Below are 13,537 nucleotides of genomic sequence, written 5' to 3'. Positions count from 1 at the left end.
ACCGTACTGGCTAAAACCTACGGCGGTGCTGCTCGTGCATTCGACCAGATCGATAACGCGCCGGAAGAAAAAGCTCGTGGTATCACCATCAACACTTCTCACGTTGAATATGACACCCCGACTCGCCACTACGCACACGTAGACTGCCCGGGCCACGCCGACTATGTTAAAAACATGATCACCGGTGCTGCGCAGATGGACGGCGCGATCCTGGTTGTTGCTGCGACTGACGGCCCGATGCCGCAGACTCGTGAGCACATCCTGCTGGGTCGTCAGGTAGGCGTTCCGTACATCATCGTGTTCCTGAACAAATGCGACATGGTTGATGACGAAGAGCTGCTGGAACTGGTAGAAATGGAAGTTCGTGAACTTCTGTCTCAGTACGATTTCCCGGGCGACGACACTCCGATCGTTCGTGGTTCTGCTCTGAAAGCGCTGGAAGGCGAAGCAGAGTGGGAAGCGAAAATCATCGAACTGGCTGGCTTCCTGGATTCTTACATCCCGGAACCAGAGCGTGCGATTGACAAGCCGTTCCTGCTGCCTATCGAAGACGTATTCTCCATCTCCGGTCGTGGTACCGTTGTTACCGGTCGTGTAGAGCGCGGTATCATCAAAGTTGGTGAAGAAGTTGAAATCGTTGGTATCAAAGAGACTGCTAAGTCTACCTGTACTGGCGTTGAAATGTTCCGCAAACTGCTGGACGAAGGCCGTGCTGGTGAGAACGTTGGTGTTCTGCTGCGTGGTATCAAACGTGAAGAAATCGAACGTGGTCAGGTACTGGCTAAGCCGGGCTCTATCAAGCCGCACACCAAGTTCGAATCTGAAGTGTACATTCTGTCCAAAGATGAAGGCGGCCGTCATACTCCGTTCTTCAAAGGCTACCGTCCGCAGTTCTACTTCCGTACTACTGACGTGACTGGTACCATCGAACTGCCGGAAGGCGTTGAGATGGTAATGCCGGGCGACAACATCAAAATGGTTGTTACCCTGATCCACCCAATCGCGATGGACGACGGTCTGCGTTTCGCAATCCGTGAAGGCGGTCGTACTGTTGGTGCGGGCGTTGTTGCCAAAGTAATGAGCTAATTGCCGAATAACATTTGACGCAATGCGCAATAAAAGGGCATCATTTGATGCCCTTTTTGCACGCTTTCACACCAGAACCTGGCTCATCAGTGATTTTATTTGTCATAATCATTGCTGAGACAGGCTCTGAAGAGGGCGTTTAGTCCGAAACGCACCAGAGCATTTCGGTTTGGATCGCCTCGCTTACGCGGGGTGAAAATGTTTGTAGAATACTTCTGACAGGTTGGTTTATGAGTGCGAATACCGAAGCTCAAGGAAGCGGGCGCGGCCTGGAAGCGATGAAGTGGGTTGTTGTCGCTATATTGCTGCTTGTAGCTATCGTTGGCAACTACCTCTATCGTGACATGATGCTGCCGCTGCGTGCGCTGGCCGTAGTGATTCTGATTGCCGCAGCGGGTGGTGTCGCGCTGTTGACAACAAAAGGTAAAGCGACCGTTGCTTTTGCCCGTGAAGCGAGAACCGAAGTCCGTAAGGTCATTTGGCCAACTCGCCAGGAAACATTGCACACCACATTAATTGTGGCTGCGGTTACCGCAGTAATGTCACTGATCCTGTGGGGACTGGATGGTATTCTGGTTCGCCTGGTATCCTTTATCACTGGCCTGAGGTTCTAAGATGTCTGAAGCCCCTAAAAAGCGCTGGTACGTCGTTCAGGCGTTTTCCGGTTTTGAAGGCCGCGTAGCTACATCGCTGCGCGAATATATCAAGTTACAAAATATGGAAGAGCTGTTTGGCGAAGTCATGGTGCCGACCGAAGAAGTGGTCGAAATCCGTGGCGGCCAGCGTCGCAAGAGCGAACGTAAATTCTTCCCGGGCTATGTATTGGTCCAGATGGTGATGAATGACGCAAGCTGGCACCTGGTGCGCAGCGTGCCGCGTGTGATGGGCTTTATCGGCGGTACATCTGACCGTCCGGCGCCGATCAGCGACAAAGAAGTTGATGCGATCATGAACCGTCTGCAGCAGGTTGGCGACAAACCGCGTCCGAAAACGATGTTTGAGCCTGGTGAAATGGTTCGCGTTAGCGACGGTCCGTTCGCTGACTTTAACGGCGTGGTTGAAGAAGTGGACTACGAGAAGTCTCGTCTGAAAGTTTCCGTATCTATCTTCGGTCGTGCGACTCCAGTTGAACTGGACTTCGCTCAGGTTGAAAAAGCCTAACACCCCGATCAAAAAAGCGACGATTTAATCGTTGCACAAGGCGCGAGATTGGAATACAATTTCGCGCCTTTTGTTTTTATGGATCCTATCCGTAAAACGAATTTAATCACGGGGAGCCTCCTTGAGGCGTTATAACCCAACTAGAGGAATTTAGAATGGCTAAGAAAGTCCAAGCCTATGTCAAGCTGCAGGTTGCAGCTGGTATGGCTAACCCGAGTCCGCCGGTAGGTCCTGCACTGGGTCAACAAGGCGTGAACATCATGGAATTCTGCAAAGCGTTCAACGCTAAAACTGATTCCATGGAAAAAGGTCTGCCAATCCCGGTTGTTATCACCGTTTACGCTGACCGTTCTTTCACTTTCGTTACCAAAACGCCTCCGGCAGCAGTTCTGCTGAAGAAAGCGGCTGGTATCAAGTCTGGTTCCGGCAAGCCGAACAAAGACAAAGTGGGTAAAATTTCCCGCGCTCAGCTGCAGGAAATCGCGCAGACCAAAGCTGCCGACATGACTGGTTCCGACATTGAAGCGATGACTCGCTCCATTGAAGGTACTGCACGTTCCATGGGCCTGGTAGTGGAGGACTAAGAAATGGCTAAACTGACCAAGCGCATGTCCGTGATCCGTGACAAAGTTGATGCTACTAAGCAGTACGACATCAACGAAGCTATCGCTCTGCTGAAAGAGCTGGCCACTGCTAAATTCGTAGAAAGCGTGGACGTTGCTGTTAACCTCGGCATCGATGCTCGTAAATCTGACCAGAACGTACGTGGTGCAACTGTACTGCCGCACGGTACTGGCCGTTCCGTTCGCGTAGCCGTATTTACCCAGGGTGCAAACGCTGAAGCTGCTAAAGCTGCAGGCGCTGAGCTGGTAGGTATGGAAGATCTGGCTGAACAGATCAAGAAAGGCGAAATGAACTTTGACGTTGTTATTGCTTCCCCGGATGCAATGCGCGTTGTTGGCCAGCTGGGTCAGGTTCTGGGTCCGCGCGGCCTGATGCCAAACCCGAAAGTTGGTACTGTAACTCCTAACGTTGCTGAAGCTGTTAAGAATGCTAAAGCTGGTCAGGTTCGTTACCGTAACGACAAAAACGGCATCATTCACACCACCATCGGTAAAGTGGATTTTGACGCTGACAAACTGAAAGAAAACCTGGAAGCTCTGCTGGTTGCGCTGAAAAAAGCAAAACCGACTCAGGCAAAAGGCGTGTACATCAAGAAAGTTAGCATCTCCACCACCATGGGTGCTGGCGTTGCCGTTGATCAGTCCGGTCTGACTGCGACTGTGGCGAACTAATATTCGCCTTTACGTGGGCGGTGATTTTGTCTACAATCTTACCCCCACGTATTCTGCTAATTGCAGACGTATATCCGAGATATTCAGGCTGTGGCAAGGCAGTCAACGCCGCTACAGATTGAATAACGACAGATAGAAAAGATTTGTTCGTTGGAGCCTGGCCTAATCCAGGCCTCCGTCGAAGACCGCAGGTGTTTCGTAAGAAACTTAATGCCCTGCGTAGACGGTGACAGAACGCTAAGATTATTTCTGATACTCTGGCTTGTTTCTGCTCACCGTATTTAGACGCTCTCTCCGTTGGGGGGAGTGAAGTGAGTTCCGGAACATGAGTTCCGGCAAACATCCAGGAGCAAAGCTAATGGCTTTAAATCTTCAAGACAAACAAGCGATTGTTGCTGAAGTCAGCGAAGTAGCCAAAGGCGCGCTGTCTGCAGTAGTTGCGGATTCCCGTGGCGTAACTGTAGATAAAATGACTGAACTGCGTAAAGCAGGTCGTGAAGCTGGCGTATACATGCGTGTTGTTCGTAACACCCTGCTGCGCCGCGTCGTTGAAGGTACTCAGTTCGAGTGCCTGAAAGACACGTTTGTTGGTCCGACCCTGATTGCATACTCTATGGAACACCCGGGCGCTGCTGCTCGTCTGTTCAAAGAGTTCGCGAAAGCGAATGCAAAATTTGAGGTCAAAGCCGCAGCCTTTGAAGGTGAGTTGATTACGGCATCGAATATCGATCGCCTGGCAACTCTGCCGACCTACGAAGAAGCAATTGCACGCCTGATGGCAACCATGAAAGAAGCTTCGGCTGGCAAACTGGTTCGTACTCTGGCTGCTGTACGCGATGCGAAAGAAGCTGCTTAATCGCAGTTATCTTTGTAAAGCATCTGCTTACGTATAAACTTATTCTGATTTTCAGGAACAATTTAAATGTCTATCACTAAAGATCAAATCATTGAAGCAGTATCCGCTATGTCCGTAATGGACGTTGTAGAACTGATTTCTGCAATGGAAGAAAAATTCGGTGTTTCTGCTGCTGCTGCTGTAGCTGTAGCTGCTGGCCCGGCTGAAGCTGCTGAAGAAAAAACTGAATTCGACGTAATTCTGAAAGCTGCTGGCGCTAACAAAGTTGCTGTTATCAAAGCAGTACGTGGCGCAACTGGCCTGGGTCTGAAAGAAGCTAAAGACCTGGTAGAATCTGCACCGGCTGCGCTGAAAGAAGGCGTGAGCAAAGACGACGCAGAAGCACTGAAAAAATCTCTGGAAGAAGCTGGCGCTGAAGTTGAAGTTAAATAAGCCAACTTTTCTGGTTGCAGCCTAAGAAATTAGGCTGATGGCTGGTGACTTTTTAGTCACCAGCCTTTTTGCGCTGTAAGGCGCCAGTAGCATTTCACACTGTTTGACTACTGCTGTGCCTTTCAATGCTTGTTTCTATCGACGTCTTAATATACTGCGACAGAACGTCAGTTCTGTGTAAATCGCAATGAAATGGTTTAAGCGTGATAGCAACAGGCATTGCGGAAAGTATTCGATTTTCCGGTCAACAAAATAGTGTTGCACAAACTGTCCCTTCGTCGGACAGATGGGTCGACTTGTCAGCGAGCTGAGGAACCCTAATGGTTTACTCCTATACCGAGAAAAAACGTATTCGTAAGGATTTTGGTAAACGTCCGCAAGTGTTGGACATACCTTATCTCCTTTCTATCCAGCTTGACTCGTTTCAGAAGTTCATCGAGCAAGATCCTGAAGGGCAGTATGGTCTGGAAGCAGCTTTCCGTTCCGTTTTCCCGATTCAGAGCTACAGCGGTAATTCCGAGCTGCAATACGTCAGCTACCGCCTTGGCGAACCGGTGTTTGACGTTCAGGAATGTCAGATCCGTGGCGTGACCTATTCCGCACCGCTGCGCGTAAAACTGCGCCTGGTGATCTACGAGCGCGAAGCGCCGGAAGGCACCGTAAAAGACATTAAAGAACAAGAAGTCTACATGGGCGAAATTCCGCTCATGACAGACAACGGTACCTTTGTTATCAACGGTACTGAGCGTGTTATCGTTTCTCAGCTGCACCGTAGTCCTGGCGTCTTCTTTGACTCCGACAAAGGTAAAACCCACTCTTCGGGTAAAGTGCTGTATAACGCGCGTATCATCCCTTACCGTGGTTCCTGGCTGGACTTCGAATTCGATCCGAAGGACAACCTGTTCGTACGTATTGACCGTCGCCGTAAACTGCCAGCGACTATTATTCTGCGTGCACTGAACTACACCACTGAGCAGATCCTTGACCTGTTCTTTGAGAAAGTTGTTTTCGAAATTCGTGACAACAAGCTGCAGATGGAACTGGTGCCGGAACGCCTGCGTGGTGAAACCGCCTCCTTTGACATCGAAGCTAACGGCAAAGTCTACGTCGAAAAAGGCCGTCGCATCACTGCGCGCCACATTCGCCAACTGGAAAAAGACGATATCAAACATATCGAAGTTCCGGTTGAATACATTGCTGGTAAAGTTGCGGCTAAAGACTACGTTGACGAATCTACTGGCGAGCTGATCTGCGCAGCTAACATGGAGCTGAGTCTGGATCTGCTGGCTAAGCTGAGCCAGTCTGGCCACAAGCGTATCGAAACGCTGTTCACCAACGATCTGGACCACGGTCCGTACATTTCTGAAACTGTACGTGTCGACCCAACCAACGATCGTCTGAGCGCGCTGGTAGAAATCTACCGCATGATGCGCCCTGGTGAGCCGCCGACGCGTGAAGCTGCTGAAAGCCTGTTCGAGAACCTGTTCTTCTCCGAAGACCGCTATGACCTGTCTGCGGTTGGTCGTATGAAGTTCAACCGTTCTCTGCTGCGCGACGAAATCGAAGGTTCCGGTATCCTGAGCAAAGATGACATCATCGAAGTGATGAAGAAGCTCATCGATATCCGTAACGGTAAAGGCGAAGTCGATGATATCGACCACCTCGGTAACCGTCGTATCCGTTCCGTAGGCGAAATGGCGGAAAACCAGTTCCGCGTTGGCCTGGTACGTGTTGAGCGTGCGGTGAAAGAGCGTCTGTCTCTGGGCGATCTGGATACCCTGATGCCTCAGGATATGATCAACGCTAAGCCGATTTCTGCAGCAGTGAAAGAGTTCTTTGGTTCCAGCCAGCTGTCTCAGTTTATGGACCAGAACAACCCGCTGTCTGAGATTACGCACAAACGTCGTATCTCTGCACTCGGCCCAGGCGGTTTGACTCGTGAACGCGCAGGCTTCGAAGTTCGAGACGTACACCCGACTCACTACGGTCGCGTATGTCCAATCGAAACGCCTGAAGGTCCGAACATCGGTCTGATCAACTCCTTGTCTGTGTACGCACAGACTAACGAATACGGCTTCCTCGAGACTCCGTACCGTAAAGTGACCGACGGTGTTGTAACTGACGAAATTCATTACCTGTCTGCTATCGAAGAAGGCAACTACGTTATCGCTCAGGCGAACTCCAACCTGGATGACGAAGGCCACTTTGTAGAAGATCTGGTTACCTGCCGTAGCAAAGGCGAATCCAGCTTGTTCAGCCGTGACCAGGTTGACTACATGGACGTATCCACCCAGCAGGTGGTATCCGTCGGTGCGTCCCTGATCCCGTTCCTGGAACACGATGACGCCAACCGTGCATTGATGGGTGCGAACATGCAACGTCAGGCGGTTCCGACTCTGCGCGCTGATAAGCCGCTGGTTGGTACCGGTATGGAACGTGCTGTTGCCGTCGACTCCGGTGTTACCGCGGTTGCTAAACGTGGCGGTACCGTCCAGTACGTGGATGCTTCCCGTATCGTTATCAAAGTTAACGAAGACGAGATGTACCCGGGCGAAGCAGGTATCGACATTTATAACCTGACCAAATACACCCGTTCTAACCAGAACACCTGTATCAACCAGATGCCTTGCGTATCTCTGGGCGAGCCGGTTGAACGTGGTGATGTGCTGGCAGACGGTCCGTCCACCGACCTCGGTGAACTGGCGCTCGGTCAGAACATGCGCGTGGCATTCATGCCATGGAATGGTTACAACTTCGAAGACTCCATCCTCGTATCTGAGCGTGTTGTCCAGGAAGACCGTTTCACCACCATCCACATTCAGGAACTGGCATGTGTGTCCCGTGACACCAAGCTGGGGCCGGAAGAGATCACCGCTGACATCCCGAACGTGGGTGAAGCTGCGCTCTCCAAACTGGATGAATCCGGTATCGTTTATATCGGCGCGGAAGTAACCGGTGGCGATATTCTGGTTGGTAAGGTAACGCCGAAAGGTGAAACCCAGCTGACGCCAGAAGAGAAGCTGCTGCGTGCGATCTTCGGTGAGAAAGCGTCTGACGTTAAAGACTCTTCTCTGCGCGTGCCAAACGGTGTTTCCGGTACGATTATCGACGTTCAGGTCTTTACTCGCGATGGCGTAGAAAAAGACAAACGTGCGCTGGAAATCGAAGAGATGCAGCTGAAGCAGGCGAAAAAAGACCTGTCTGAAGAACTGCAAATCCTCGAAGCTGGCCTGTTCAGCCGTATCTACGCTGTGCTGGTTTCCGGTGGTGTTGAAGCTGAGAAGCTCGACAAACTGCCGCGCGATCGCTGGTTAGAACTCGGCCTGACCGACGAAGAGAAACAAAATCAGCTGGAACAACTGGCTGAGCAGTACGACGAACTGAAACACGAGTTCGAGAAAAAACTCGAAGCGAAACGCCGTAAAATCACTCAGGGCGACGATCTGGCACCGGGCGTGCTGAAGATTGTTAAGGTTTATCTGGCGGTTAAACGTCGGATCCAGCCTGGTGATAAGATGGCAGGTCGTCACGGTAACAAGGGTGTAATCTCTAAGATCAACCCGATCGAAGATATGCCACACGATGCTAACGGTACGCCGGTAGATATCGTGCTGAACCCGCTGGGCGTACCATCGCGTATGAACATCGGTCAGATCCTTGAAACCCACCTGGGTATGGCTGCGAAAGGTATCGGCGATAAGATCAACGCCATGCTGAAACAGCAGCAGGAAGTCGCGAAACTGCGCGAATTCATCCAGCGTGCTTACGATCTGGGTTCAGATGTTCGTCAGAAAGTTGACCTGAATACCTTCAGCGATGAAGAAGTTCTGCGTCTGGCTGAAAACCTGAAAAAAGGTATGCCGATCGCAACGCCGGTGTTCGACGGTGCGAAAGAGTCTGAAATCAAGGAACTGTTACAGCTGGGTGGCCTGCCGACTTCCGGTCAGATCACACTGTTCGACGGTCGTACCGGTGAGCAGTTCGAGCGCCAGGTTACCGTTGGCTACATGTACATGCTGAAACTGAACCACCTGGTTGATGACAAGATGCATGCGCGTTCTACCGGTTCTTACAGCCTGGTTACTCAGCAGCCGCTGGGTGGTAAGGCTCAGTTCGGTGGTCAGCGCTTCGGGGAGATGGAAGTGTGGGCGCTTGAAGCATACGGCGCGGCATACACCCTGCAGGAAATGCTCACCGTTAAGTCTGATGACGTGAACGGTCGTACTAAGATGTATAAAAACATCGTGGACGGCAACCATCAGATGGAACCAGGCATGCCGGAATCCTTCAACGTACTGTTGAAAGAGATTCGTTCGCTGGGTATCAACATCGAGCTGGAAGACGAGTAACTCTCGATCAAACAGGTCACTGGTGCTGGCGTAACAGCCAGCGCCAGATTGTGCTAACTCCGACGGGAGCAAATCCGTGAAAGATTTATTAAAGTTTCTGAAAGCGCAGACTAAAACCGAAGAGTTTGATGCGATCAAAATTGCTCTGGCCTCGCCAGACATGATCCGTTCATGGTCTTTCGGTGAAGTTAAGAAGCCGGAAACCATCAACTACCGTACGTTCAAACCTGAACGTGACGGCCTTTTCTGCGCCCGTATCTTTGGGCCGGTAAAAGACTATGAGTGCCTGTGCGGTAAGTACAAGCGCCTGAAACACCGCGGTGTGATCTGTGAGAAGTGCGGCGTTGAAGTGACCCAAACTAAAGTACGCCGTGAGCGTATGGGCCACATCGAGCTGGCGTCTCCGACCGCTCACATCTGGTTCCTGAAATCTCTGCCGTCCCGTATCGGTCTGCTGCTCGATATGCCGCTGCGCGATATCGAACGCGTACTGTACTTCGAATCTTATGTGGTTATCGAAGGCGGTATGACTAACCTGGAACGTCAACAGATCCTGACTGAAGAGCAGTATCTGGACGCGCTGGAAGAGTTCGGTGACGAATTCGACGCGAAGATGGGTGCGGAAGCAATCCAGGCCTTGCTGAAGAGCATGGATCTGGAGCAAGAGTGCGAAACTCTGCGCGAAGAGCTGAACGAAACCAACTCCGAAACCAAGCGTAAGAAGCTGACCAAACGTATCAAACTGCTGGAAGCATTCGTACAGTCTGGCAACAAGCCAGAGTGGATGATCCTGACCGTTCTGCCGGTTCTGCCGCCAGATCTGCGTCCGCTGGTTCCGCTGGATGGTGGTCGTTTCGCAACATCAGATCTGAACGATCTGTACCGTCGCGTGATCAACCGTAACAACCGTCTGAAACGTCTGCTGGATCTGGCTGCGCCGGACATCATCGTACGTAACGAAAAACGTATGCTGCAGGAAGCGGTTGACGCCCTGCTGGATAACGGTCGTCGTGGTCGTGCGATCACCGGTTCTAACAAACGTCCTCTGAAATCTTTGGCCGATATGATCAAAGGTAAACAGGGTCGTTTCCGTCAGAACCTGCTCGGTAAGCGTGTTGACTACTCCGGTCGTTCTGTAATCACCGTAGGTCCATACCTGCGTCTGCATCAGTGCGGTCTGCCGAAGAAAATGGCACTGGAACTGTTCAAACCGTTCATTTACGGCAAGCTGGAACTGCGTGGCCTGGCCACCACCATCAAAGCCGCTAAGAAAATGGTTGAGCGTGAAGAAGCCGTCGTTTGGGATATCCTCGACGAAGTTATCCGCGAACACCCGGTACTGCTGAACCGTGCACCAACCCTGCACCGTCTGGGTATCCAGGCATTTGAACCGGTACTGATCGAAGGTAAAGCTATCCAGCTGCACCCGCTGGTTTGTGCGGCATATAACGCCGACTTCGATGGTGACCAGATGGCTGTTCACGTACCGCTGACGCTGGAAGCCCAGCTCGAAGCGCGTGCGCTGATGATGTCTACCAACAACATCCTGTCTCCGGCGAACGGCGAACCTATCATCGTTCCGTCTCAGGACGTTGTATTGGGTCTGTACTACATGACCCGTGACTGTGTTAACGCCAAAGGCGAAGGCATGGTGCTGACTGGCCCGAAAGAAGCTGAGCGTATCTATCGCGCAGGTCTGGCCTCTCTGCATGCGCGCGTTAAAGTGCGTATCACTGAATACGAAAAAGATGAAAACGGCGAATTCGTTGCGCACACCAGCCTGAAAGACACGACCGTTGGTCGCGCCATTCTGTGGATGATCGTACCGAAAGGTCTGCCTTTCTCCATCGTCAACCAGGCGCTGGGCAAGAAAGCAATCTCCAAAATGCTGAACACCTGTTACCGCATTCTGGGCCTGAAGCCGACCGTTATCTTCGCTGACCAGACAATGTACACCGGCTTTGCTTATGCAGCGCGTTCAGGTGCATCTGTTGGTATTGATGACATGGTCATCCCAGAGAAGAAACACGAGATCATCTCTGAAGCGGAAGCTGAAGTTGCTGAGATCCAGGAGCAGTTCCAGTCTGGTCTGGTAACCGCGGGCGAACGCTATAACAAAGTTATCGATATCTGGGCTGCGGCGAACGATCGTGTATCCAAAGCGATGATGGATAACCTGCAAACCGAAACCGTGATTAACCGTGACGGCGTAGAAGAGCAGCAGGTTTCCTTCAACAGCATCTACATGATGGCCGACTCCGGTGCGCGTGGTTCTGCAGCACAGATTCGTCAGCTGGCCGGTATGCGTGGTCTGATGGCTAAGCCAGATGGCTCCATCATCGAAACGCCAATCACCGCGAACTTCCGTGAAGGTCTGAACGTACTCCAGTACTTCATCTCTACTCACGGTGCTCGTAAAGGTCTGGCGGATACCGCACTGAAAACAGCGAACTCCGGTTATCTGACTCGTCGTCTGGTTGACGTTGCGCAGGACTTGGTTGTTACTGAAGACGATTGCGGCACGCTGGAAGGCATCACCATGACCCCGGTTATCGAGGGTGGTGACGTTAAAGAACCGCTGCGCGATCGCGTTCTGGGTCGTGTGACTGCTGAAGACGTTCTGAAGCCGGGTACGGCGGATATTCTGGTTCCACGCAACACGCTGCTGCACGAACAGTGGTGTGACCTGCTGGAAGAGAACTCCGTTGACTCCGTCAAAGTCCGTTCCGTTGTATCCTGTGACACCGACTTTGGTGTATGTGCTCACTGCTACGGTCGTGACCTGGCGCGTGGCCACATCATCAATAAAGGTGAAGCAATCGGCGTTATCGCGGCACAGTCCATCGGTGAACCGGGTACACAGCTGACGATGCGTACGTTCCACATCGGTGGTGCGGCATCTCGTGCGGCTGCTGAATCCAGCATCCAGGTGAAAAATAAAGGTAGCATCCGTCTGAGCAATGCGAAGTCGGTTGTTAACTCCAGCGGTAAACTGGTTATCACCTCACGTAACACCGAACTGAAACTGATCGACGAATTCGGCCGTACCAAAGAAAGCTATAAAGTGCCTTACGGCTCCGTTATGGCGAAAGGTGATGGCGAACAGGTTGCTGGCGGCGAAACCGTAGCGAACTGGGATCCGCACACCATGCCGGTTATCACCGAAGTGAGTGGTTTCGTCCGCTTTACTGACATGATCGACGGCCAGACCATTACTCGTCAGACCGACGAGCTGACCGGTCTGTCTTCTCTGGTGGTTCTGGATTCTGCAGAACGTACTGCGGGTGGTAAAGACCTGCGTCCGGCACTGAAAATTGTTGATGCTCAGGGCAACGACGTTCTGATCCCAGGCACCGATATGCCTGCTCAGTACTTCCTGCCGGGTAAAGCGATTGTTCAGCTGGAAGATGGCGTACAGATCAGTTCTGGTGACACCCTGGCGCGTGTTCCGCAGGAATCCGGCGGTACCAAGGATATCACCGGTGGTCTGCCGCGCGTTGCGGACCTGTTCGAAGCACGTCGTCCGAAAGAGCCGGCAATCCTGGCTGAAATCAGCGGCATCATTTCCTTCGGTAAAGAAACCAAAGGTAAACGTCGTCTGGTTATCACCCCGGTAGACGGTAGCGAGCCGTACGAAGAGATGATTCCGAAATGGCGTCAGCTCAACGTGTTCGAAGGTGAACGTGTAGAACGTGGTGACGTTGTTTCCGACGGTCCGGAAGCGCCGCACGACATCCTGCGTCTGCGTGGTGTGCATGCTGTAACTCGTTATATCGTTAACGAAGTTCAGGACGTATACCGTCTGCAGGGCGTTAAGATTAACGATAAGCACATCGAAGTTATCGTTCGTCAGATGCTGCGTAAAGCCACCATCGAAAGCGCTGGTAGCTCCGACTTCCTGGAAGGCGAGCAGGTTGAATACTCCCGCGTCAAGATTGCTAACCGCGATCTGGAAGCGAACGGCAAAGTGGGTGCAACATTCTCCCGCGATCTGCTGGGTATCACCAAAGCGTCTCTGGCAACCGAGTCCTTCATCTCTGCAGCATCGTTCCAGGAAACCACGCGTGTCCTGACCGAAGCCGCTGTTGCAGGTAAACGTGATGAACTGCGCGGTCTGAAAGAGAACGTTATCGTGGGTCGTCTGATCCCGGCGGGTACCGGTTATGCGTACCACCAGGATCGTATGCGCCGCCGCGCAGCGGGCGAACTGCCAGCTGCTCCGCAGGTGACTGCTGAAGATGCGTCTGCCAGCCTGGCAGAACTGCTGAACGCAGGCCTGGGCGGTTCTGACAACGATTAATCGTTGCTGACACTAATAAAAAACCCGCTTCGGCGGGTTTTTTTATGTCGATGGATTT

At 52.1% G+C, this 13,537-nt stretch carries 9 protein-coding genes; all 9 read left to right on the top strand.

Features of this window, described 5'->3' with window-relative positions; genetic code table 11:
• On the top strand, positions 1–1,086 hold a 1,086-nt coding region (gene tuf, locus OGV38_RS08195), incomplete at its 5' end, for an elongation factor Tu (RefSeq protein ID WP_131348470.1).
• 230 nt (positions 1,087–1,316) lie between these two features.
• Complete coding sequence (gene secE, locus OGV38_RS08190; protein ID WP_053389755.1) at positions 1,317–1,700, top strand: preprotein translocase subunit SecE; 384 nt, start codon at positions 1,317–1,319, stop codon at positions 1,698–1,700.
• A gap of 1 nt (position 1,701) precedes the next feature.
• A complete protein-coding gene (gene nusG / locus OGV38_RS08185) occupies positions 1,702–2,247 on the top strand; it encodes a transcription termination/antitermination protein NusG (protein WP_003033125.1) in 546 nt (181 codons plus the stop codon).
• A gap of 155 nt (positions 2,248–2,402) precedes the next feature.
• Positions 2,403–2,831, top strand: coding sequence for a 50S ribosomal protein L11 (gene rplK / locus OGV38_RS08180; protein ID WP_003033122.1), 429 nt, complete (start codon positions 2,403–2,405; stop codon positions 2,829–2,831).
• A gap of 3 nt (positions 2,832–2,834) precedes the next feature.
• The gene (gene rplA / locus OGV38_RS08175; protein ID WP_016155300.1) at positions 2,835–3,542 is read left to right on the top strand and encodes a 50S ribosomal protein L1; all 708 of its coding nucleotides are present in this window, start codon (positions 2,835–2,837) and stop codon (positions 3,540–3,542) included.
• A gap of 358 nt (positions 3,543–3,900) precedes the next feature.
• Entirely contained in the window at positions 3,901–4,398 is a 498-nt protein-coding gene (gene rplJ, locus OGV38_RS08170; RefSeq protein ID WP_005132895.1) for a 50S ribosomal protein L10, read from the top strand.
• Between the two features lie 66 nt (positions 4,399–4,464).
• Positions 4,465–4,830, top strand: a complete 366-nt coding sequence (gene rplL / locus OGV38_RS08165; RefSeq protein ID WP_000028882.1) for a 50S ribosomal protein L7/L12 — start codon at positions 4,465–4,467, stop codon at positions 4,828–4,830.
• 320 nt (positions 4,831–5,150) lie between these two features.
• A complete protein-coding gene (gene rpoB, locus OGV38_RS08160; RefSeq protein ID WP_003033111.1) occupies positions 5,151–9,179 on the top strand; it encodes a DNA-directed RNA polymerase subunit beta in 4,029 nt (1,342 codons plus the stop codon).
• Positions 9,180–9,255: 76 nt separating this feature from the next.
• Positions 9,256–13,479, top strand: coding sequence for a DNA-directed RNA polymerase subunit beta' (rpoC, locus tag OGV38_RS08155; RefSeq protein ID WP_016155301.1), 4,224 nt, complete (start codon positions 9,256–9,258; stop codon positions 13,477–13,479).
• Positions 13,480–13,537: the final 58 nt, after the last annotated feature.

This window comes from Citrobacter sp. Cb080 (genome assembly GCF_030334745.1).
Lineage (GTDB): Bacteria > Pseudomonadota > Gammaproteobacteria > Enterobacterales > Enterobacteriaceae > Citrobacter > Citrobacter braakii.
This window is presented reverse-complemented; position numbering and strand designations above follow the sequence as displayed.

What these genes read in the sequence shown, in the direction of transcription:
- secE (WP_053389755.1), top strand. Translation starts at nt 1,317, where the DNA reads ATGAGTGCGAATACCGAAGCTCAAGGAAGCGGGCGCGGCCTGGAAGCG.
- nusG (WP_003033125.1), top strand. Translation starts at nt 1,702, where the DNA reads ATGTCTGAAGCCCCTAAAAAGCGCTGGTACGTCGTTCAGGCGTTTTCC.
- rplK (WP_003033122.1), top strand. Translation starts at nt 2,403, where the DNA reads ATGGCTAAGAAAGTCCAAGCCTATGTCAAGCTGCAGGTTGCAGCTGGT.
- rplA (WP_016155300.1), top strand. Translation starts at nt 2,835, where the DNA reads ATGGCTAAACTGACCAAGCGCATGTCCGTGATCCGTGACAAAGTTGAT.
- rplJ (WP_005132895.1), top strand. Translation starts at nt 3,901, where the DNA reads ATGGCTTTAAATCTTCAAGACAAACAAGCGATTGTTGCTGAAGTCAGC.
- rplL (WP_000028882.1), top strand. Translation starts at nt 4,465, where the DNA reads ATGTCTATCACTAAAGATCAAATCATTGAAGCAGTATCCGCTATGTCC.
- rpoB (WP_003033111.1), top strand. Translation starts at nt 5,151, where the DNA reads ATGGTTTACTCCTATACCGAGAAAAAACGTATTCGTAAGGATTTTGGT.